At 57.5% G+C, this 23,006-nt stretch carries 11 protein-coding genes; 3 read left to right on the top strand and 8 right to left on the bottom strand.

Annotated features, from left to right (window positions below):
- Positions 1–22: 22 nt before the first annotated feature.
- Positions 23–4,537 carry an FG-GAP-like repeat-containing protein gene (locus SD425_RS21835; RefSeq protein WP_324672209.1) on the bottom strand — a complete coding sequence of 1,505 codons (4,515 nt, stop codon included), beginning with the start codon at positions 4,535–4,537 and terminating at the stop codon, positions 23–25.
- A gap of 312 nt (positions 4,538–4,849) precedes the next feature.
- Here SD425_RS21835 and SD425_RS21830 point away from each other — a divergent pair, with 312 nt between their 5' ends.
- A complete protein-coding gene (locus tag SD425_RS21830; RefSeq protein ID WP_324672207.1) occupies positions 4,850–5,779 on the top strand; it encodes a carbon-nitrogen hydrolase family protein in 930 nt (309 codons plus the stop codon).
- Positions 5,780–5,875: 96 nt separating this feature from the next.
- Here SD425_RS21830 and SD425_RS21825 read toward each other — a convergent pair whose 3' ends face one another.
- Positions 5,876–14,782 carry a N,N-dimethylformamidase beta subunit family domain-containing protein gene (locus SD425_RS21825; protein WP_324672205.1) on the bottom strand — a complete coding sequence of 2,969 codons (8,907 nt, stop codon included), beginning with the start codon at positions 14,780–14,782 and terminating at the stop codon, positions 5,876–5,878.
- Positions 14,783–15,656: 874 nt separating this feature from the next.
- Here SD425_RS21825 and SD425_RS21820 point away from each other — a divergent pair.
- Positions 15,657–16,703, top strand: a complete 1,047-nt coding sequence (locus SD425_RS21820) for an NAD(P)-dependent alcohol dehydrogenase (RefSeq protein ID WP_324672203.1) — start codon at positions 15,657–15,659, stop codon at positions 16,701–16,703.
- A 350-nt stretch (positions 16,704–17,053) separates the two neighbouring features.
- The gene (locus tag SD425_RS21815; protein WP_324672201.1) at positions 17,054–18,409 is read left to right on the top strand and encodes a vanadium-dependent haloperoxidase; all 1,356 of its coding nucleotides are present in this window, start codon (positions 17,054–17,056) and stop codon (positions 18,407–18,409) included.
- Between the two features lie 84 nt (positions 18,410–18,493).
- On the opposite strand, the gene SD425_RS21810 is transcribed toward SD425_RS21815, so the two are convergent.
- The 6 genes from SD425_RS21810 to SD425_RS21785 form a co-directional block, all read right to left on the bottom strand.
- Complete coding sequence (locus tag SD425_RS21810; RefSeq protein ID WP_324672200.1) at positions 18,494–19,201, bottom strand: LytTR family DNA-binding domain-containing protein; 708 nt, start codon at positions 19,199–19,201, stop codon at positions 18,494–18,496.
- A 6-nt stretch (positions 19,202–19,207) separates the two neighbouring features.
- The gene (locus tag SD425_RS21805; RefSeq protein ID WP_324672198.1) at positions 19,208–19,555 is read right to left on the bottom strand and encodes a hypothetical protein; all 348 of its coding nucleotides are present in this window, start codon (positions 19,553–19,555) and stop codon (positions 19,208–19,210) included.
- Positions 19,556–19,584: 29 nt separating this feature from the next.
- Complete coding sequence (locus SD425_RS21800) at positions 19,585–20,313, bottom strand: histidine kinase (RefSeq protein WP_324672196.1); 729 nt, start codon at positions 20,311–20,313, stop codon at positions 19,585–19,587.
- A complete protein-coding gene (locus tag SD425_RS21795; RefSeq protein WP_324672194.1) occupies positions 20,310–21,494 on the bottom strand; it encodes a sensor histidine kinase in 1,185 nt (394 codons plus the stop codon). The genes SD425_RS21800 and SD425_RS21795 overlap by 4 nt, the downstream gene beginning before the upstream one ends.
- A gap of 112 nt (positions 21,495–21,606) precedes the next feature.
- A complete protein-coding gene (locus SD425_RS21790) occupies positions 21,607–22,041 on the bottom strand; it encodes a hypothetical protein (RefSeq protein WP_324672192.1) in 435 nt (144 codons plus the stop codon).
- Between the two features lie 276 nt (positions 22,042–22,317).
- Positions 22,318–22,980 (bottom strand): cytochrome b/b6 domain-containing protein, encoded by a 663-nt coding sequence (locus SD425_RS21785; protein WP_324672190.1) that lies wholly within the window; start codon positions 22,978–22,980, stop codon positions 22,318–22,320.
- Positions 22,981–23,006: the final 26 nt, after the last annotated feature.

Genomic DNA, 23,006 nt, shown 5'->3' with positions numbered 1-23,006 from the left:
TTTTTGTTGGTGAAAGCAGAGATTATTCCACTACTAAGCGTTGGCTCAACAAGCCTTGTTTGGAGCGAACCTGCACGTGGTAGACGCCTGTGGGTAAGTTTGCCAGGGAAAGCTCAGCCTCCGCTTGCGGAGCTAGGGTCTTCTCCAACACAACTTGACCCAAGGAGTTACGGACGCTCACCTGTACCGACTGGGCGGCTAAGTCAAGCGGAAGTTGGAGTTGCACGCGGTCGTGGGCAGGGTTGGGGTACACGCTCAACTCCTGCGGCCGGCGCGCCGAGTATGCCAGCGCTTGATTGGCTGGCGCCGCCGTAGCGGCAGCCGCATTCAGGCGGACGCTCGCCGTATTCGCATTGGCATTCGCTGTCACGAAGTCCAGGGTGCCGTTGCCATCTAGGTCGCCTACGCTCACCGCTGACACAGCCGTGCCGACCGCTACCGCTTGGCTGCCAGTGAAGGTGCCAGTGCCGCTGTTGAGGCGCACTGCAACCGTGTTGCCCCACACATTGCCAACCAGCAGATCGAGGTTGCCGTCGCCGTTTACGTCACCCGTTGCTAGGCTGCGGGCACCATTCACGGCTACTTCCTGGGTGCCGGTGAAGGTGCCGGTGCCATTGTTCAGGCGCACGCTCACACCGCTGTCGACTAAGTGGGCCGCTAGAATATCTAGGTTGCCATCTTTGTCCACGTCAGCTAGGGCTACACCGTGCGGCTGGTAGCCAACGCTCACTTCCTGGGTGCCGGAGAAAGTGCCCGCGCCGTCGTTGAGGCGCACGCTTACCTTGTTGGTGTTTGAGTTAGCCGTTGCGAAGTCGAGGTCGTCATCGTTATCCACGTCGCCGAGGGCAATGCTCAAGGGACGTGTGCCGATGCTCACTTCCTGCGAGCCACTGAAGCCGCCAAAGCCGTTGTTGAGGCGCACCGACACGGTGCTGTTCAGGTTGTTATCGGTGCCGTCGGTGTAGTTAGCGGCCAATAGGTCTAGGTCGCCATCGGCGTCAATATCACCTAGGGCCACGGCGTGCGGGCTCACACCCACGGGTACTTCAAGGGCGCCCGGGAAGCTGCCGCGGCCATCGTTGAAGCGTACCGAGACGGTGCGGCGGCTCGCATTGGCTGTCACGAAATCTAGGTCTCCATCACCGTCTATGTCGCCTAAGGCTATGGCGTAAGGACCATCATCCACGCGCACTTCCTGCGTGCCCGCGAAAGTGCCATTGCCGTTGTTCAGGCGCACCCACACGGAGCTAGCATTCGTATTAGCCGTGAGCAGATCTAGGTCGCCGTCCCTATCGAGGTCACCGAGGGCTGTGGTGTTGGCGCCTGCTCCCGTTGCTACTTCTGTACCGCTGAAGGTAGCTGCCGCAGTAGCCGTTGCGGCCGTGAACTGAAACACTTGGCCTTTCGCTAAGCTCTGGCCGCCGCTGCTCTGGGCTGAGGCGAGCACCGAGGCAAACACCGTTTCGCCGGGCTTGAAGTCAGCGTTTGGGTTAAAGGTAAGCGTCATACCGCTCACGCTAGCACCGCCCGCTTTCAAGCCGCCAGCCTGGGCGCTATGTACTTTTAAAGCATTTTGCGTGGTAGCGGTATTGCCCAGCGTTTGGTTGAAGGTCACCGCCACATCCGTTGCGCGCGGGGCTGCTACAGTGTTGCGAGCCGGTGCAACGCTCACAACAGCGAGTGGGCCTTGCGCCGTGTTCTGGTTGAGGCGGATGATGAGTTGAGGGAGCAAAGAACTAGCGGTAGCTAGGTCTAGGTCACCATCCCCATCTACGTCTCCTAGGTCCAGACTGCCGGGGTAATCCGTCACGGGGACTTGCTGGTTACCGCTAAAAACACCGTTGCCGTTGTTCAGCCGCACAGTTACGGTGTTATTAGATACGCCTGTGTAATAATTGCAAACCAGAAAATCTAGGTCGCCATCTCCATCGACGTCACCGAGCTTTAGCGCTTGCGGACTTGCCCCAACAGCCACGCTCTGACCCAAGGTGAAGCCGCCGCTGCCGTCGTTGGCAAACACATCTACCTGGCCGATTTCGTTACTGTCGAGTCCGTACCGGGACACGAGCAAGTCCGGGGAACCGTCACCATTTACGTCGCCTACTGCGAAGCCTCGGGGGTAATCAGCCACGGCTACTTCTTGCGTGCCACTGAAGGACCCCTGGCCATCATTGCGGCGCACGCTAATACTATTCCGGGTAAACGTGAGTACGTCCAAGTCGCCGTCACCGTCTACGTCAGTCAACTCTACTTGTTTGGGAAACTGACCAACGGCGACACGCGGGCCGAAGCTGAATGTGCCTCCACCATCATTTAGGAATACGTCTACTCTTCCGGTAAAATTGGCCCCCACTAAGTCAAGATCTCCATCACTATCCACGTCGCCGAATCGAATGCTTTCGTATCCGTCATCCGTTATCGATAGTTGTTGCGTGTTGCTGAAGCTGCCGTTGCCGTTGTTTACGCGTACGTTCAAAGCACCGATGCGGCCAGTAAAACTCGTAAACGTGTAGTTTGTAGCAACAAAGTCCAGGTCGCCGTCGCCGTCAATGTCGCCGGTTGCCAACGTACCAGTTCCTCTATCAATCGGCACTATTTGGCCTGGACCAAATATTCCTTTGCCATCGTTCAGGCGCACGCCCACGGAACCCATATTGAATATGTTACTTGTGTTCGCCGTGAGGAGGTCAAGGTCGCCGTCACCGTCCACGTCGCCGAACGTAACAGCCCCGAGCGACGGAGTACCATTGTCTACGGTCGGGTTAGAGCCTTCGGCAAACGTACCAGAACTAGGGGTGGTAGCGGTCCGGAATTGGAATACCTGCCCGGTTGCCAGACTAGCGCCGCTGCTGCTTTGCGCGGCCGAGGTTACGGTTGTGAATACCGTTTCGCCGGGCTTGAAGTCGGTGGTGGGGTTGAAGGCGAGCGTGTTGCCGCTCACCGTGGCCGTGCCCGCCTTGCGGCCGCCAGCTTGGGCGCTGTACACTTTCAGGGCGCCTTGCGTGGCGGCGGTGTTAGCTAGGGTCTGGTTGAAGGTGGCGGCCACGTCCGTCGTGCGCGGGGCGGCTATTGCGTTGCGTGCCGGGGAAAGGCCTGTGATAGCAAAGTTGGCGGCTCCGTTCAGCCGTAGGCTCACCGTGTAGCCATTACTCGCCAAGATATCCAGGTCGCCATCCTCATCCACGTCAGCCAGGGATAGGAGGCCCGTGCCGGCTACCGCTACTTGCTGGCTGCCGCTGAAGAGGCTAGTACCATCGTTCAGGCGCACGCGCACGGTAGTGCCGCTGCCCGATACCAGATCCAGGTCACCGTCCCCATCTACGTCGCCGAGGCGGTTGTTGCCGGCGAGTGTGCCCGCGCCGCTAGCCGTAAACGTGCCCGCGCCGTTGTTGCGCAAGATGGTACCTCCCGACGTCACTAGGTCGAGGTCGCCGTCGCCATCCAGGTCGCCAAACGCGGAGGCGGCATCCGCATTAATTGCCTGCGAACCCGCGAAGAAGCCCGTGCCATTGTTGAGGTAGGCCTGGTTGCCAGTAAACAGGTCTAAGTCGCCGTCGTTGTCGATGTCGACCGGAACAATGGGGGTTTCGTCGGCTGGGATATCCTGTCCTGTTTCCCTAAAGGTGCCGTTGCCGTTGCCAAAACGGATGCTGAGGGCATTAGAGCCGATGGTGCTGATAAAGAGCAGATCTAAGTGCCCGTCGCCGTTGACATCGCTCAGGGTGGCGGAGGTGGGAAAAGAACCAACGGTAAGACTTGACCCGCCGGAAAAAGAGCCTTGCCCGTTGTTCAGATGCACGGATACCAACCCATTAGGGCTGTAGCGGACGTTGTGCGCGCTAATCAGATCTAGGTCGCCATCCTCATCCACGTCGCCGAGCGCGAGACTCCGCGTGAAGTAGGAGAGGGAAAGGGATTGCGGGCTGCCATAGGTACCGTCGCCGTTGCTCAGACGAATCGTCCCCTCGGCGAAGGGGCCGTAGGTGTAGTCAATCAGGTCCGGGCTGCCATCTCCGTTCAAATCTCCGATGAAGCCATTACGCGCGTCCGCATCCAGAGATGCACCCCCGGTAAAGACACCCGTGCTCGGGGCGGTGGCGGCGGTAAACTGAAAGACCTGTGGCTTGGACAAACTGCCGCCGGTGCTGCCTTGCACGGCAGTCGTGAACGTGGCCAAAACCTGCTCGCCTGCTTTAAAATCGGTGGTGGGGTCAAACGTGAGTGTGTTGCCGCTCACCGTGACGGTGCCCGCTTTGCGGCCGCCTGTCTGCTGGCCAAATACCTTCACGGCTTGCTGCACGGCGGGAGTGTTGCCCAGCGGCTGGTTGAAGGTGGCCGCTACGTTAGTGGTGCGCGACGCGGCTACCGCGTTGGCGGGTGGCGTCGTGCCCGTTACCAGCAACTGCGCCTGCGTGCCCGTAGCACCAACCTGCCCAATGAATAATAACAGGAGTCCTACCCGAAGGAATCGCAGAGGAAGCGTATGCTCCGATGATAATGTGCTACGTCGATAAAAGCGCGGAGTAAATAAGAACATAAAGTAAGGATAAGAGGGTGAAAAAGGCAGCTAATGAGCAGGTTCTAACCCTGCCTGGTGAGTAATTGAGCATGAAAATATACAGGCATAAGTAAATTTTATCTGTGTATTTTTATATGTAATTTATTTCTATATTGCTGGCTTAAAACAAGTTGTGAATTTTGAAGCTACTGTTCAGGTAGCGCCCAGCACTGAGCCCCGTTAGCTACCTAGGCTGTCGTGCGGAAGCATTGCGTGGTAGGTCCTTCGGGTAGGTTGCTACTTTTGCGCAGGTTGGCCTTCTCTTGAACCTAGGTGCCCAGCAGAAGCCACATGAAAACGAGCAAAGTAGGCGTGGTACAAGCCACCCCCGCGCTTTTCGATCTGGAGAAAAGTGTTGACCTAGTAATTGATTGGATCCAGCGCGGCGCCGACGCCGGCTGCGAGCTGCTGCTCTTCCCCGAGTCGTTTATTCCGTGCTACCCACGCGGCCTGACCTTCGAGGCCATCGTGGGGCGGCGCACCGACAAAGGCCGCGCCGTGTGGCTCGACTATTGGCAAAACAGCTTGGCCGTTGATTCGCCGGAGCTAGGTCGTATTCAGCAAGCCGTGCGGAAAGCGGGCGTATTTGTGGCGTTGGGCATCACCGAAAAGGAGCCGATTGGCGGCACGCTGTATTGCACGCTGCTCTACTTTGGCAAAGATGGCGCGCTCTTGGGCAAACATCGCAAGCTCAAACCCACCGGGCTAGAACGTTACATCTGGGGCGAAAGCGACGGCAGTACGCTGGTAAGCTTTGCCACGGAGCTAGGTATAGTGGGCGGGCTGATCTGCTGGGAAAACTACATGCCGCTGGCGCGCACGGCGCTTTACCAAAAAGGCGTCGAAATCTACCTAGCGCCCACCGCCGACGCCCGCGACTCTTGGCAGTCGACCATGCAGCACATTGCCCTGGAAGGCCGTTGCTACGTGCTGGCCAGCAATCAGTTTGTGCGCAAAAGCGACTACCCCGAGCGCTACCAAGCCGACCTAGCCGACGAGCCCGATAGCATGAGCCGGGGCGGTAGCGTGATTATCTCGCCGATGGGCGAAATCTTGGCTGGGCCGCTGTGGGACCAAGAAGGCTTGCTGACGGCCGAGCTGGACGCCGACGTGCTGATTAAAAGCAAGCTGGACTTCGACTGCGTAGGGCATTATTCGCGCAATGATGTATTCCAACTAACAGTAGCAAATCAGCCCGAAACGCTACCCGTGCGCTCCTGATCGGGACAAAAACAGCAGCCCTAACAAAGGCTAATAAAAACGGCGACTGAGCTAAGCTCAGCCGCCGTTTTCGGGGTAGCGGAATACGCAAGGTCCTTACCGCGTGATAGTAAGGCGCCTATTTTCCACTTTGCCGTTGCTGATAAGTCGCAGCAGGTAGACGCCACTAGCTAGGTTGCCGCGCGACAAGGGTAGGTAATACTCCTGCCCGCTGACTACCTCGGCGTTGTAGAGCGTCGAGATGAGCTCACCTAGGTCATTGTACAAATACACCTGTGCCTTGCCTCCTTGCAACGTGTGGAAGTGCACCAAGCCGCTTTCCTCCGCCAGTGGATTGGGGTAAACCTCCAACAGGGCGCGCTGGGTTCGCTCGGAAACCGAGGTCTGAAGCACGCCGGCAGTAGCGGTAGTGGCCGCAGCCCCGTTCACCACGCGCCGCAGCGCCGAGGCCGGAATGACTTGCTTGCTCAGGCTAGGTCCTTGGTAGCTCACCGTCAGGTTTTCCCCGCCGCCGTTCTGGAAGAAGGCCACCGTGAAAGCATGCGTGCCGGCCTGCAAACCAATGGTACCTAGCCGCTCTTTCGTGTCGTGCAGCCCGTCGTTGTCGACCACCAGGGTAGAGCCGATGTAGAGGCGCGAGCCATCATCGGAGCTGGTGAAGAACGTGTACTGGCCATCTACGGGCACAGTCACGTAGCCCGTGTACTGAATGGCATAGCCGTAATTGCGCGAGGCCACCGATAGGTTAGGAGTGGCTATCGTGCCGGTTTTCACGGGCGTGAGCGTCGGGAAGTTGGGCAGCACATCCCAGAAGCCTTCGTAGTACTTATAGTCCAGACCGGCCACCGTATTAGCCGGGTTCTCCGGCACACGCAAGCTGTTGTTGGCATTTACCGTAACTGACACCTGACTGATAGCACTGTTGGCCCCTAGGTTATCGGTGACTACTAAGCCAAACACGTAGGTGCCCGCTACCAAGCCGCTCACGGTCGGAGTCGCTATCGTCTTGCTGCTGAAGGTAGCCGTGTTCGGGCCACTCACCTGGCTCCAAGTGTAGGCCGTAATGGGACCATCCGCATCCGTGCCGCTGCCACTAAGCTGTGTGCTGTTCTGGGGCAAGGTGATGCTCTGGTTGCTGCCCGCATTGGCCACCGGCGGCTGGTTGCTGCCCTGAGCCACGCGCCGCAGCGACGAGGCTGGAATGACTTGCTTGCCGAGGCTAGGTCCCTGGTAGCTCACCGTCAGATTCTGGCCACCGCCGTTCTGGAAGTAGGTGACGGTGAAGGCGTGCGTACCAGCTTGCAAACCAATGGTGCCGCTGGCTTCGCGCGTGTCATGCAAGCCGTCGTTGTTGACCACCACCGTGGAGCCGATCAGCAGTTGCGAGCCATCATCCGAAGTCGTGAAGAAGGTGTACTGCCCGTCCGTGGGCACGGTCACGTAGCCCGTGTACTGGAAGGCGTAACCATAATCCCGCTGCCGAGCGTTCAGATCGATAGCCGTCGTGGAGCCACTCTTCAGCGGCGTCAAGCTGGCGAAATTGGGCAGCACATCCCAGAAGCCTTCATAGTACTTATAGTCCAGGCCGGCCACGGTATTGGCTGGGTTCTCCGGCACACGCAAGCTGTTGTTGGCATTTACCGTCACGGAAACTTGGCTGATAGCACTGTTGGCTCCTAAATTGTCGGTGACTACCAAGCCGAAGACGTAGGTGCCCGCTACCAAGCCGCTGACGATGGGGTTGAACACGGTTTTGCTGCTGAACGTAGCTGTGTTGGGTCCACTCACCTGACTCCAGGTATAGCCGGTGATGGTGCCATCTGTGTCCGTGCCGCTGCCGCTGAGCGAGGTGCTGTTCTGGGGCAAGGTGATGCTCTGGTTGCTACCCGCATTGGCCACCGGCGGCTGGTTGGTCGAGGTGGTTCCAGATACCCGACGCAGCGCCGAAGCCGGAATGAACTGCTTGCCGAGGCTAGGTCCGGCGTAGCTGACTTGCAGGTTCTGGCTGCCGTAGCCTTGTAGGTAGGAAACCTTGAAGGCATGCGTGCCGGCTTTCAGGCCAATAGTGCCCGTTCTTTCTCGACTGTCGTGAGAACCGTCGTTATCGACCACCAGCGTCGAGCCGATGTAGAGCAGGGAGCCATCATCGGAGTTGGTGTAGAAGGTGTAGATGCCATCCTGGGGCACGGTCACGTAGCCCGTAAATTGGAAAGCAAACCCGTAGTCACGCTGCTGAGCCGTCAGCTCGAAAGCCGTGGTCGTACCCGTCTTCAGCGGAGTAAGCGTGCTGAAGTTCGGCACCGCCTCCCAGAAACCTTCGTAATATTTGTAGTCCAAGCCCGCCACGGTATTGGCCGGGTTTTCCGGCGTGCGGAGGGTGCCACTGGCATTCACGATGATGCTCACCTGAGCGGGAGTGCTTTGCAGACCTAGGTTGTCGGTAACCACCACGCTGAAGATGTAAGTGCCAGCTACCAAGCCGCTCACCGTCGGCGTGGGCGCGCTCGTGCTGCTGAAGCTCGCATTGTTCGGCCCACTGGCCTGGCTCCACAGGTAAGTGGCAATGGTGCCATCGGGGTCGGTGGAAGCCGTGCCATTCAGAGTGACTGAACTGGTGGGCAGCGTGATGCTCTGGTTAGGGCCTGCGTTGGCAATCGGCGCCTGGTTGGCTCCGGTGATGGGCACCCGCTTGTAGGCGGAAGCCGGAATGACTTGCTTCGTCAAGCTAGGTCCGGCGTAAGTTACCTGCAAGGTTTGGCCGCCGTCGTTCTCGAAGAAGGTGATGGTAAGGGCGTGCGTGCCGGCCTGTAAGCCAATAGAACCCGCCACTTCCCGGTCGCCGTGCAAGCCATCGTTATCCACCACCAGCGTGGAGCCGATGTAGAGTTGCGAGCCGTCGTCGGAGGTAGTGGAGAAGGTATACTGGCCGTCTTCGGGCACCGTCACGTAGCCCGTGTACTGGAACCCGAAGCCATTATCGCGCAGGGCAACAGCCAGTGTCGGGGTAGTTACGGTACCGGTCTTCGTGGGCGTGAGCGTGCCGAAGTTGGGCAGTGTATTCCAAAAACCTTCGTAATACTTGTAGTCCAGACCCGCCACGGCATTGGCCGGGTTTTCCGGTACGCGCAGCGTGCTGGCCGGAGTCACCGTTAGGGTATAGCTAGCTGTGGCTGTGCAGGCTCCTTGCGTGGCCGTAACGACAATAGCCGCGTTGGCGGCCACCGCACTTGGCGTACCGCTGATAACCCCCGAGTTCTGGTCGATGCTGAGCCCGGTGGGCAAACCAGTGGCCGAGTACGTGTAGCCCGTTGGCGCCGTGCTGATGGTCTGCGAATAAGCAGTGCCTACCGTGCCGGCTGGCAGGGCAGTGCCCGTTGCGGGCGTGAACACCACCGTTGCGCAAGCTGGCGTCGAGCAGGCAATACCTAGGCTCTGCAAGGTTGGCGTCAGGGTCGGGGTGGAAGTGCTCAGGTCGGCCCGGTACTGAATGTAGCGGGAGGTGCCGCCCACGGTAGCGCCGTTGCTCGCAATGGCGGCGAATGGCGTCCAGGTGCCATCTGGTACAGCAGTGTTACCCTGGCGCTGCAACAGTTGCAAGCCCGTGCCGGTGGGCACATCGGCCTGCCAGCTAGCTTGGCCCCACGTTTTGGCGCTGCCGCCGTCGTACACGCGGGAGGTGAAGCTGCCTGGGCTAGCATAAGGGCTAATACGCACCCAATCCAGGCTCACAGCAGGTCCACCGACATTGTAGTCGCTGGCGCCCACGCGCATCGGGGTGCTTAGCGCCACGTTGGTGGTTTGAGCTAGGGTGCCATCCACGTAGAAGTCGATGCTGCTAGCTTTCCAATCGATGCGGTAGCGGTGGGCCGTGCCGAGCAAGTTGCCGGGCAGCGGCACATCCGTCTGGGTGCCATTGTTGTTGACCCTAGCTATCAGACTAGTGGACGCGCTGCCGGTGCTGAACATGGCCCAGATCGGCGTATTGTTAAACATATCCACATCATTACCAGCGCCGAAACCGACGTGCTGAAACGGTGCGGCACCGAACGTAGCCACGAACTCAACCGAGGTGCCGGGGCCAGAAGTCGCCGTGACGGGTTCGGTATTGAAGCGGGCACCATCCACAACGGCTTGTCCGCCGGAGAAGGTGGTAGCTCCGCCACCATTCCACGGGAAGCTTTGCCACTCGGTGGTGGGCGGCGCGGCCGTAAACTCCTGGGCTACCTGCGGCTTCAGTAGTACGCCACCCGCCGCGGGCACGTAGATGTTGGCGCCGGTAGTGCCAGCCGTAAAGTCAGCGCTAGTCTGGTCCTGAAAACAAACAGCTGGCGGAGCGGCCGGTGTGGTGAAGCTCAGCGGGGCCGCTGGCGGATTGGGCTCAGTCGTGGTATTCGACTGTGCATCGACCGACACCACGCGATAGTAGTACGTGGTGGACGGGGCTAGGCTGCTCAGCGCCACGCTGTGCGAGGTCACCAAACCCGCCGTGGTAGCCGTCAGGTTCAGGTTGGCTGCCGTGGTGCCATACACCACTTTCGAGTCTGAGGGCTTGTTGGTCGTCCAGGTGATGGTGGCGCCGCCGGAGCTAGGTTGCGCCACGGCCACGGCCGAAATGACGGGCGGCGTATTATCCGTCGAATAGCTAGCTACGTAGTTGCCGCCGTTGGCCGGGAAGAAGGCGTACTGAATGCCCTTGATGGTTTCGGTGGTGTACGTAACGGCGCTGCCGTTGACGGTGATGCCCGTGAGCTGGCCCACGCTGGCAAGCAGCGGGAGCATGGCGCGCAGGTTATTCGAGCCGCTGGCCGTCGTGATGGAGAAGTTCAGCGCATTACCATTCCAGGTCATCGTGCCAAACGACGAGTTGTTGCGGCCGTCCAGCCAGGTCAGCATTTGCTTGGCCGAAATCACCGGTACTTGGCGTTGCTGCGCGGCGGCAATGATGGTGTTGGAACCATCGGTGCTGTTGGTGCCCACCTGCTCTAGGTCGGTGTGCATGTTGGCCGTGAACACGCCGTAGTAGCCTTTAGCGCCCAATGCATTATCTAGCAGCGTATTGATGTGGGTGGAATAGGTAATACCCGATTCATCGGTGAGCTGCGTGGTGGCCTGGTAGCAGTCAATCAGCGAGCCATCCGTATCAGCGAAGCGCATCGGCATGCCAGAGCCGGTGAACATGCCGGGGCGGTTTTGAATCCAGGCAGCGGGCCAGTAATAGTAGTTGGCATCCAGGCGAATACCGCGCTCCACCTCCGCCTTGGGCTGGGTGGCCCAGTCGCTCCACGAGATGCAGTGCGTCCGCAGCGTGCTGGTGGCAGAGATGCTAGGTAGCTGACTGGCTAGCTGCGGCAACTGCGTATCGAAGTAGTTGCGCAGGGAAGTCGGCGTCCAGACGTTGCAATCCGTGTTCAGGTGCAGGCCGATTTCAAAGCCTTGCGCCTCGTAGGCGGCAGCTTGCGCATCGGTGATGGGCGTGCCGGGGTAGATGTAGGACGTGCCCCGAATGGCCGTCCAGTCGGCTACGGCCTGGGCCGTGTTGGAGGAGCTTTTAGCGATGTAGCCATCGAACCGGCCCTTGGTGCCGCCGTTGCCGTGGTCGTCACCGGTCATTACTACTGCTGCCTTCAAGCCGCGTGGTAAGTACCAGAACCTAGGTAGGGGCTTCCGGTGCAAGTTGCTTTGCACGATGATGTTAGCTAGCAAGCGCTGCTGCTCATCAGCCTGCGGAATTGTTACTTTGTTGAAGTCAATCCAGTCGGGGAAGAACATGTCGTCCGAGCGAATCGGGTTGATTTCGCCGTCTCGCTTTTGCCCAGCCCAGGCCGGATTGCCCTGACGCGTATACACCACGGACCGTGCTAGGTCGTAGGTGAAGGCAATGGCCTTGCCGCCGTTGGGGCCCACATCTTTGGTCGTTACGGCTGGGTTGGTGGTCGCCGCAGTTGCCCCCGAGTACAGCGTGGCTAGGGCTGTGGCCCCGTTCAGCGTATACAGGTCGGCGGTGCCATGGAATTGCATAGTTTGATCGACAATGCCGACGCCGGGCCCGCTGGCTGTGTTGACCAGCAAGTACTTGTCGCTGAGCGTTCCGTTCGCAGGGTTAAGACCTAGGAGGGGAGCTAGCTGCGCATTTGGCCGGAGCGCAATCAGGGTGCCCCCAGCCGTTACCCAGTTGGTGAGCATCGTGACTTGGGCTGGCGACACCGAAATGTCACCCAGCACCACCACGTCATAGGCATTCAGCAAGGTGTTGTCTACCTGCGCGATGTCTCTGGCAGCAAACTCGTTGAAGCCTTCCGCCCGCAGAATTTCAACTGGAAAGCGGCTGAACGGGTTGGCCGTGGAGCTAATCACCAGGATTGGGCCGCCGGGACCATCATTAGGCGAGGGTAGAGGAGCCGGTGGCGCGGACCGCGTCGTAAACGACCAGGTATAATCCGCGGCCAATGCATTTCCTGCTGCGTCTTTAATACGCGGGTCAGTGGTACCGCCTTTAACACGTACCGTGTAAGCAGTTGAATAAGCTAGGTTGCCCGTTGGGCTCAGCGTGGCCGTGCGGCTGCTGGCGTTGTAGCTCACGGAGGCACTTACCGGCGCATTGCCGGGGCCGAAAAGACCTAGGGTGTTGGTGTTCACGGTGGCCGGGTCGAGGGCTTCGTTGAACGTGACCGTGACGGCCGGCGTGATGCTGACGTTGCCAGCGTTGGCAATTGGCGACGTCGAAACAACCGTTGGCGGCGTAGTATCTGCCCCGCCCCCCGTGGTGTTGAACACGACGTCAACCCAGTAGTTGCTGGTTTGGTAGTTGTCGGTGGGGAAAGCTGGTGTGGCCGAGTACTTGTACACGCCGTTTGCCCCATCTTCTCCGTTGGCCAAGCCGCGCAACGGGCCGTTGACTTTCGCTACATCGAAGCCCGGATTGGTGGCGGAATAATTGCCCGCGCTGCTGTGGTAAGAAATGACGTAGGTGGTGTTGGCCGTGACGGCCACAGCGCTAGGGAAGGGAACTTCCTGCCAGCCCGAGGCCGATTCGCTGGTGAACACGGCCTCGGCCAGTAGCACGCCGGCATTGTTGTAGAGTTGGGCAGTGTGGGTGCCGGTGTTGCCGCTTTGCTTGTAGAAACGCGCCCCGGTGATGTAGCCATCGGAGCTAGCCCGGAACCGCATACCGAGCTGAATGGCTTGGTTGTCGTTGTAGGGGTTATTGGCGGGCGCTTCCGTCGGCTGAAATACCGTGCAGGGACATACCTGCGTGTTGGGGCCCGTGACCGTAACCGCTACTACAACCGGGGCACTCATGTTGCCCGAGTCGTCGAAGGCACGGCTTCGGATGGTGGCCGCGCCTTGCGTGGTAGGAGTCCAGGCGAACGTCCAACTGGTGGTGCCGGTGGCTACGTTCCACGTTGTGCCGCCGTCGGTAGATACTTCCACTCCGGCTACGGCATTGGCGTCGGTAGCTGTGCCTGTAATCGTGACGGCGGTGCCGCTGGGCAGGCTAGCATTAGGAGCGGGGGAGGTAATGGCGACGGTTGGCGCTTGGGCGTCGGTGGAGGCGGTGGCGGCCACCAAGCCAGCCTGCCGAGTAGCCGGCTGCACGCCCATGTCGGCAAACAGGTTCAGCGTTGCCTGCTGCATGGCCGGATTCGCGGCATCATTGCCCCGGTCGTGGTTGCTATCTAAGCCCCAAGACCACTGCACAGTGCCGGCGCCGAATACCAAGGCGCCGCTGCTGTGCTTGTAGATAGAGAGTTGGTGAACTTTCCCGTTAAGCGTCGTCTGCGACAGCACGATACGACCGCTAGGGTAGGTGGATTTAAACTGTTCCTGGTAGGGGTTCCACTCGTAGCCTAGGGTGTTGGGCGTGAGGGTAGCCGTTTGACCGGCACCTAGGGCTGCCACGCTGGTGTTGCGCCAGAAGCGTAGGTTCTTGTAGGTGGCCGGCACCTGAATCGTGCCGATGTCCCCGCTCCAGCTGATTTGGCCGCTCAGCTCATTTTCGGGGCGGCAGCCACCTGCCGTGGGAAAGTTGCAGCCGCTGCGCCACTGCCCGGTCCATTCGGGACTAGGGTCGCACTTGCCACTACAGGCGTTTTCGCCCGAGCCGCCTTCTTTGTAGCACACCAGCGTGCGGTTGTTGTTTTCCCACCGCGTTTTCCAGTACACCTCATTGCCGCCGAAAAAAGCTAGGTGCTTGCCTGCATTGCGGGCCGCCGTGACGTTGTCCCGGGCAGCGCCCGACCAATACTCATCGTGCCCGACCGACATGAACACTTTGTGCTGGAGTAGCAGATTGCCGCGCCGGTCGGTGTCCACGTCGGTGCTGTAGGTCATGTCGTAGCCGTTGGCTTCGAGCCAGCGCAGCATCGGGTATTCGGAGTTGAATAGCCAATCTTCGGCCGCTCCGCCACCGCCACCGCCACTGCGCGTCAGAAACGGCCGGTTGTAGCTCACCTTGGAGGCTTTGCCGCCTGCGCCCGTGTAGAGGCTTTTGCCATTGTTGTTGTCGCCGTACACGTTGTAGGCCTGCCAGGTAGCATCCGAGGTCTGGAAAAGCAGATCGGAGGTGCTGGCATCGTTGCGCACCACAAAGACGATATGGCTGGCACCCTGCGTATCGGTGCGGGTGAGCTTGGCAATGTAAATACCCGAAACAGCCGAGCTAGGTATGGCCCAGCTAGCCGACTCGGCCCAGTTGCCACAATCCAGCAAGCCAGTGGTTGCGTCGAAGTTGCCGAGTGGCTGAGTCTGCGGCAGCGGAGCCGATGGCGCTATCTGGGTTATAAACCTAGCCCCACGGCCCTGGTAATAGCCTAACCGGTAGATCCTTATCGTGTAGCCGGTGGCGTTTGTCTTAATTTTGAAGCGGGCCGTTTCGCCCACATTGTAGCTGATATCGGTCGCAAAACCTTGGATGGATAGGTCGCCAGCGCCGCTAACATCCCACTCAGAAGCTAGCGCACCCGTCTGCGCGTTTTCCGTCACGATGGCGTTTTGGGCCAGCAAAGAGGAAAAACTAAGGCTGAATACGAGTAGTAGTAAGCGCTTGATTAGTAGAGAATAACCTAATTCGAAAAACCAGTTATTGGTTTTTGCCGCGGTAGAATTTGGAGCGGAAACGTTTCGGGCAAGGCACACGCCGGCTCGCTCCAGGCTTGCAGGAGTAATAGGTGTTTTCATAATCTTTGCGGCGGTTGCCTAGCTTAGTGCTTGCTCTAAAGCAATTCGATTCGGCACAAACAGCGAAGCCCTAGGCTCTTGCGGAGCTAGGGAGAGGATGCCCAGTAGACTGGGAGGCAAGGTGAGTGAGCCACTGCAGGTCTGCACTTTTTCACCTGGTGCAAAAGAGTGAGTAAATAGTTTCATAAGCTGACTTATAAAAATTGGATGGATACTCAGCGTTGAATGGCTCTTGTTCTTCTGCCTGTTCGGGCATAACTGACCCGTTGACAAGCGCAACAGCGAAGCTCGTGTGAAGCATAAGAACAAGGCTAATATTGTTATTAATATTCTTACAAAAAATATAATTAATCGTAATAAATTTAACTTATTGATGATATATTATAAAAAATTATAGGAAGTATTCCGGCTAATTGGGTTTTACTTATTCCTCTACTAAGTAGCACTATATTGGTATGGAGCGGTTTGGAAAAGTAGAGAAACTCCGGTAGGCAACATCAGCCCAAGCGCTTTAGGTTGTGACGTGCTGACGTGCGTTCCTAGATGTAAGCAGGAGCGCGTTTTACACGTAATTAAGCACCGATAGGGGAACTAGCTAGGCCACTAATCCTAGGTTTACCGTAAACAAGTAAAACCTCCGAGCCGGCCTGCTGTTAAGGAAGACCGCGCTTTACCTTCTCCAAAACCAAATTTTAAATTCATGATTCCAGTAAAAGGCTATGCAGCGGAAGCTGTGAAAGTCCCCCTCGCGCCTTTCAATTTCGAACGCCGCGAAGTAGGTCCTCACGATGTACTCATTGATATTCAGTTCTGTGGCGTGTGCCACTCCGACTTGCACCAAGTGCGCGACGAGTGGGGCGGCTCCATCTTCCCAATGGTGCCCGGCCACGAAATCGTGGGCCGCATCAGCAAAGTAGGCGACCATGTTACCAAGTTCAAAGTAGGTGACCTAGCTGGCGTCGGCTGTATGGTTGACTCGTGCCGCACTTGCCCGAGCTGCCAAGAAGGCCTCGAGCAGTATTGCGAAACAACCGGCATGGTGGGCACCTACAACAGCCGCGAAATCGAGAGCGGCGCGCCCACCTACGGCGGCTACTCCAACCAGATCGTGGTAGATGAAAAGTACACGCTGAAAGTATCCGATACGCTCGACCTCGCTCGCGTGGCGCCGCTGCTGTGCGCCGGCATCACGACCTACTCGCCCCTGCGTGAGTGGAAAGTGAGCCCCGGGCACCGCGTAGGCGTGATGGGCCTAGGTGGCCTTGGTCACATGGCCGTGAAGCTAGCCGCCGCTATGGGCGCTGAAGTAACCGTGCTCAGCACCTCGCCCAACAAAGAAGCCGACGCCAAAGAGCTAGGTGCCCACAAGTTTGTGGTGACGAAGGACGAAGAGCAGCTGAAGAGCGTAACGAACTACTTCGACTTCATCATCAACACCGTATCGGCGCAGCTGGACCTCGCTACTTACGTGAACCTACTCCGTCGCGATGGTACGATGATTCTGCTGGGCGTACCTACGGAGGCGCCGCACATTCACGCCTTCAACCTGATCAGCAACCGCCGCCGCATTGCCGGCTCGCTGATTGGCGGCATCGCCGAAACCCAGGAAATGCTGGATTTCTGCGCCGAGCACAACATCATGTCGGACATCGAACTGATCAACATTGCCGACATCAACGACGCCTACGAGCGCATGCTGAAAGGCGACGTGAAGTATCGCTTCGTGATTGACATTGCTACGCTGTAAGGTGTAGCAGGAAAGCTAGCTTTCTGTACAACAGCCCGACTTCTAACGCAGAAGTCGGGCTGTTTGCCTTTGTGGAGTTAGGACCGAAAACAGCAGTGCAGGCTAGTTTTTCGATAAATGATAAAACGGCGAATGTTCCAGGAATAGCTTGTCGACAGACAACAGAAACAAGTAGACGAACGACATAAAATGCTGTTTGCCAAGATGCTGCTGCTGTATGTCGATGAAGCATTGCCGCTAGGCGAATAAGCCAGCAAGAGCCTAGCCTATGGGGCATCTTTGAATGGTAACTGACAATAAGGTTCGGAAGTCGAACACTTGAATTTGCTGACCTACTATTCATTATGCACATGAAAACTACCCGTAATACGTATCGTTTTGGTCCGCGCATCCTTCTGCTGTGGCTGCTGATGGGCGGCAGCTTGCTTCTGGGCACTTCCTGCGCCGACCACGACCCGCTGCCTACCGTGCCAGACTACCGCGCCGACGTGGCGGTCTCGTGGCTGAACCTGCAGCTGCGGCTGGTGCAAACCACGTTCGTAGACCCGACCAATACTTTCGGGCGGCCTTTCGCTTACGCCGGTATTGCCGGCTACGAGGCGGCGGTTCCTGGCCTGCTAGGCTACCGAACGCTGGAAGGCCAGCTTAACGGCCTGACGGGCTTGCCATCGACCGATAAGAAGCTAGCTTACAACTCACCTTTGAGCACCAACGCAGCCTTGGCAGCCATCAACCGCAGCTTTTTCTCAACGACCTCCGCTGCTAACCTAGCTGCCATCGATTCGCTCGAAGCGACCAACAAGGCGGCTTGTGCAGCAGGGCTACCACCAGAAGTGGTGGAGCGCTCCGTCACGTTTGGCAAGCAAGTAGCTGCATCCGTGTGGGCGTGGGCCCAAACGGATGGGTACAACAACCCCGCGGTTTACACGCTACCCACTGGCCCCGGTCTATGGGTACCTACGCCGCCTACCTTCGGCAAACCCGTCTTCCCTTTTTGGGGCTCCAATCGGCCCATTGTGGCGAGCAGCATCGACAACACTGACCCTGGCCCACCCATGGCCTATTCCGAACAGGTAGGCTCGCCGTTTTACTTGATGGTCAAGGAAGTGTACGATATATCGCAAACCAGCACCGCGGAGCAAAAAGCCACTGCCTTGTTCTGGAATGACGTGCCTAACGGCCGCAGCTTCACTCCACCTGGCCACTGGATGTCGATCTTAGCGCAGGTCTTGCAGAAGGAGCACACATCCCTAGGCAAAGCCCTGATGGCTTATGCTAAAGTAGGCATCACTCTGAACGACGCCTTGATTAGCACGCTTAAAACAAAGTACACCTACAACCTACTGCGCCCTATCACTTACATCCGCAACACAATGGGCCAACCCACTTGGAACTCTCTTATTCCGACGCCCTCATACCCAGAATACAGTGCTGGCCATGCCGTAGTATCTGGCTCTGCGGCTGAAGCCCTAACGCAACTATTCGGCGACAACTACGCTTTCACCGATCAGAACTATGTGCAGTTTGGCCTAGGTAGCCGGTCGTATGCCTCGTTTGAGCAAGCGGGTATTGAAGGTGGTATTTCGCGCCTCTACGGCGGGATTCACTACCGCGTCTCCTGCGAGAAAGGCCAGGTGCAGGGCAAAACCGTAGCGCGGAATATCAACGCTAAGCTGTTTTTTAAAGAGGTGCCCCTAGGAAAGTAGCGTTGCCAGAATAGTCCCTAGTGCGCGTCCCGCTTCTGCTAGTAGAAGCGGGACGTGCCTATGATTACCTATGATTCCTTCCCGTCAATTGAGCACCGCATCGACGCGCTGGCGGAACAGGCGGCCAATAGGAAGCTCTTGCTGCGCGATTTCCACGTGACGGGCGCTGTAGGTCTGGATCTTATCAAGGGCCACGATAAAAGAGCGATGAATGCGCAGGAAGTTACTTTCCGAAAGCTTTTCCTCAATTCCGCTGATGGTTTGCTTGACTACCAATGGCGGCCCGGCGAGGGTATGAATCTTAACGTAATCCTTTAGCCCTTCCACGTACAGAATGTCGCGCAGCACCACTTTCACCATCTTACGATCAATGCGGAAATACAGGAAAGCATCGGGGTGGATGGTGGGCGCAGACTCTACGGGCGGTGGAGAAGCTAGGTCGGTTTTGCTCGCCTTTGCCACTGCTTTCAGGAACCGTTCGAGCGACACCGGCTTGAGCAAGTAATCCACGGCATCGAGCTCGAACCCCTCGTAGGCGTACTCGCGGTAGGCGGTGGTGAAAATAACTTGTGGCGGATGGCGTAGGCTGCGCAGAAAGTCGGTGCCGAGCATCTTCGGCATTTTAATGTCCAAAAACATCAAATCGACGGGATGCTGTTGGAGTAGGCTAAACGCTTGCAAGGCGTTGTCACATTTCGCCACTAGCTCCAGGTGCGCCACCTCGCGAACGTACGATTCGAGGACTTCCAGGGCAGGCGGCTCATCATCTACCAGTAGGCAGTGCAGTTTCATAGCGGGCTACAAAGTGGTGGTAAGCGGGTAAGACGTGCGCGCCAATTCGGTAAGTGCCGGCGGCAAAGCATGGGTAAGCTGCACGTGCAGCACAAGCAGCAGCGTATCGGGCTCCGACACTACTTTTAGCTCGTGCTGGTGGGGGTAGAGAAGCTGAAGCCGCTGCCGAATACTGCTCAGACCTAGGTCTGGAGAAGCATCAGACTCGGTATTGCTCTGACTATTAATGACTTTGAAAGTAAGTGAATTCTGCTTCACGACCAAGTCGAGGCTCACCCACGAACACTCTGCGTGCGCGTCGGAGCCGCGCCGAAAAGCATTCTCCACAAACGGGAGCAAGAGTAGCGGCGCCATGTTATGTGCTTCTAGTGCCCCGCTAAAGTTCAGCGATACCTCCACTGATTTCCTAGCCGCAGCTGCTCTAAGGCTACGTAGTGCTGTATCATCTCTACCTCGCTGGCTAGGGGTACCATCGCTTGCTGACTGTCATACAGTAGGTAGCGCAACAGGGCCGATAAGTGCAGCACCGCCGCCGGGGAGCTGGCCGATTTTTGCGAGGTGAGCGTGTGCAGCATGCGCAACGTGTCAAACAAGAAGGTGGGTTGAAGCTGCGCTTTTAGCAATTGTAGCTCCGTTTGGAGCTTGCGTTGTAGTAGCTGCTGGCTGATTTGCCGCTGTTTGTACCATTCGTTGCTGACTTTAATTGCGCAGGCCACACCAGCTGTTACCAGCACCGTGAAGAACGTGTAAGGCAACGTCAGGTAATCGGTCCACTGCAATGCCTGCTTGGGTGCCCCCGCATGGCCAGACATTGCCAAGAACCCAAACACCCGAAGCAGCGCAGTCAGCAGCCAGCACACGAAAAGCCAAACGCCTAGCCCACTGAGAAAAAGTGCCACGCGTCGCCGTACCAGCAGCAAGGGCAAAAGGCCATACAACAACGAGTACGTGGCCAGCAGCGACAACGGAAGTTGATTAGTGAACATGACCAAAACGTGCACCTCAGCGCCCGCGAGCAGGTGGGCGGGCAGTTGCATCAGGAGAAAGAAACCCATGACGGCAACCCAAAAGAGCATGTGCCGGGTGACTCGATGACGAAGCCAGTTCTTCATGAGCGTAATGCAGTGGCGAGGGGCAGATGAACTGCGTCCGGCGTGTGGGAGTCATCAGCGGGCAGGTCACTCCGCTCAGCGCTAGGAGGATGGGCTAACTCAACGTGCGTGGATAACCGCAGCATCAGCCGCACGGTGAATGTTTCGTCGTGAGCTTCTATTTCAAAATGGTGCTGGGGGTAGAGCAGCTGCAAGCGCTGGCGTACATTTTGCAAGCCAATCCCCGCTGACTTGGCGTGCGTATCGGAACCTAGGTTTTTAGTGTTCGCAACGACAAAGTATAAATTGTCGCCTACCATATTTAGGGTCAAGTGAATGCTAGCCTGCCCCAGTTGCTCAGCAGAACCGTGTTTGAAGGCGTTTTCAACCAGCGGTAGCAATAGCAAGGGCGTAATGCGCGCCGTACCGGACAGGTCTTGGACTTGAAAATCTACGGTCAATCGGGAGCCGTAGCGAAGTTGTTCCAGCGCGATGTAGTTGCGCAGCAACGCTACTTCGTCAGCCAGCGCAATGGAAGAGGCGTTGCCCTGCTCCACCACAAAAAAGAGCAAGCTAGCTAGCCGCTCCACCACTATCGGCGCCTCGTCGGATTGCCGCAGGGTGAGGGCGTACAGGTTGTTGAGCGTATTAAACAGGAAGTGCGGGTGAACTTGGGCTTTTAGCAGTTGCAACTCGGCTTGGGCATTCTCTTGCTTAATTTGGCCGTTGAGCAGCTCTTTTTGATGCCACTGTCGGTACACGTGCAGGCAGGCCGCTACGCCAGCGAGCAGCAAGAGCGGCAAGTGCGACCCGTGGGCAAAGACCACATTATAATCGGTGAAGGAGGTGTGGGCGCCCTGGTGGGCGGGAATAAAGACAAAGAACCGATAGGCAAACGTGAGAGCTAGGGTACCCACGAGCCATAGCGCCAGCAGCGCCAAAAACAACCCGCGACGCTTGGGGCGCCACAGCAGAGGCAGCACACCGTAGAGCAGAGAGTAAGTAGCGACTAGTTGCGGCGGCAGCAGAATCAGCGAATCGCGCAGGGCCACTTGCCAATCGGCGGTCGTGTGCAGATCGTACAGGAATTGCCACGTCATGTACACGGTGCGCACCAGCCAGAACAAGCCGTGGCGAAGCCAAAAGTGCTCGTCGATTGCCCGTAGAAGCCGGATGGGCCACTGGGCTGCTGTGTGTGCCATGCCGTTAGCTGCTTGAACCTAGGTGAATATACCAGTTCAGGCGCGGCTAACGCACTGTTGACCTGCTTTGTAGACTAACGGTCAGCCTTCATCGACTAACGACAAGCCGTGTTTAGGACAAGCTCGGGTGTACGGGTGCATGTAGGCTGGTTCTGGTTATGCCGGAACCTAGGTACCATAACCGCTGAATCAACAGAACGACGAGCACAAGCGTGAGAAAGCTAGAAAGATAGTTACCAGCTTCCCACTTGTAGCGGGCAACAATTGCTGCTTCGATGGCACCGGTCCGGTCGGGTAGGAAGCTAGCTTTGTCCAGGTCGACAATGGCTTCACCCGTATGAGAAATGGATCGGATTGGAGTAATCAGCCACTGATGATCCCGCTGTATCGCCAAAAACAGCTTAACATCTTCCGCTTCTAGTGTCGCGTCGGTGCTCATACCCGGCATGTAGCTTTTCCAAGTAGCGAACGTGCGTCCGTGGTATTGTTTGATATAGTAGAAACTTCGGAATAGGTCGCGGTGCTTACTCTTGACGGTGACATGCACCGGCGTGGATGCTAGTAGAGAAGGAGAGATACGGAGCAGTTTAAAAAAGGAGGTTGCTAGTGCAAGGAGGACCACGAAGCCGTAGCACAAGGTTCTGGTGGATTGCTCCCTGATCCTCGGTAAAAAATAGAGTATAACAACAAGCAACAGATCAATACCTAGGATAGACAACAGCAGAAATCCAGTTAGCTGGTATAGCATAAGTCGCAGTGAATCAATTAAGCTGAAGACCCGTGTGCTAGCTTAACGGGGCGCCGCCGTCAAACTAGCAGGAGCCTAGGTTGGTTGGTCGCCACCGTTGATCATATCCGATACGATGCCTCTGTCCGTTGTCAGCTCGGCGCGCACTACTCCGATGATATGCAGCGCCGTGAAGCTCAGAATCAAGTACATAGTAAAGTTGTGTATCTCCTTGATGGTGTGCTCCAATGAATGCAGAAAGGGGACATCATCTGCGTAGATTAGCGCTAGCCCCGTTACCACCATCACGATCAGCATGATGTAAAAAACCAGGTAGGAGTACTTCACAAAGATCGAGTGGCGGTAATCGGGACTATCAGCGCCGACTTCGCGGAAAAGCTTGCGCACTTGCGCCAGTTTGTAGGAAAACTTTTGGGTAGCGGGTTGCCGCAGTTCAGTGATGATGCGAAATAAAAGCATCACGGAAAGCCCGACACCTAGGTAGATGTGCCAGTCCCAGATACGATGCGAGATGATGCGCGTGAGTGACCTAGCCTGATCGGTAGTGAGGGTGATGTTGCTCTTCTGCAACGTTTCCTGAAAGAGCGGAGCCGCCTCTCTGGCCTTCACAATTACGAACTGAAACAAAATCGTGGTCAATAGCGCCAGGATAAGTAGCGCGCTCGTCCAGTGCCAGAAGCGTAGGGCTGCCGAATTCTTGCGTTGCGTAGCCGCGAGGGGCGGGGCTTGCTGAAGCATAAGCGAAGGAAAAAAGAATAGGCCGG

Origin of the sequence: Hymenobacter sp. GOD-10R (genome assembly GCF_035609205.1) — a bacterium.
Lineage (GTDB): Bacteria > Bacteroidota > Bacteroidia > Cytophagales > Hymenobacteraceae > Hymenobacter.
This window is presented reverse-complemented; position numbering and strand designations above follow the sequence as displayed.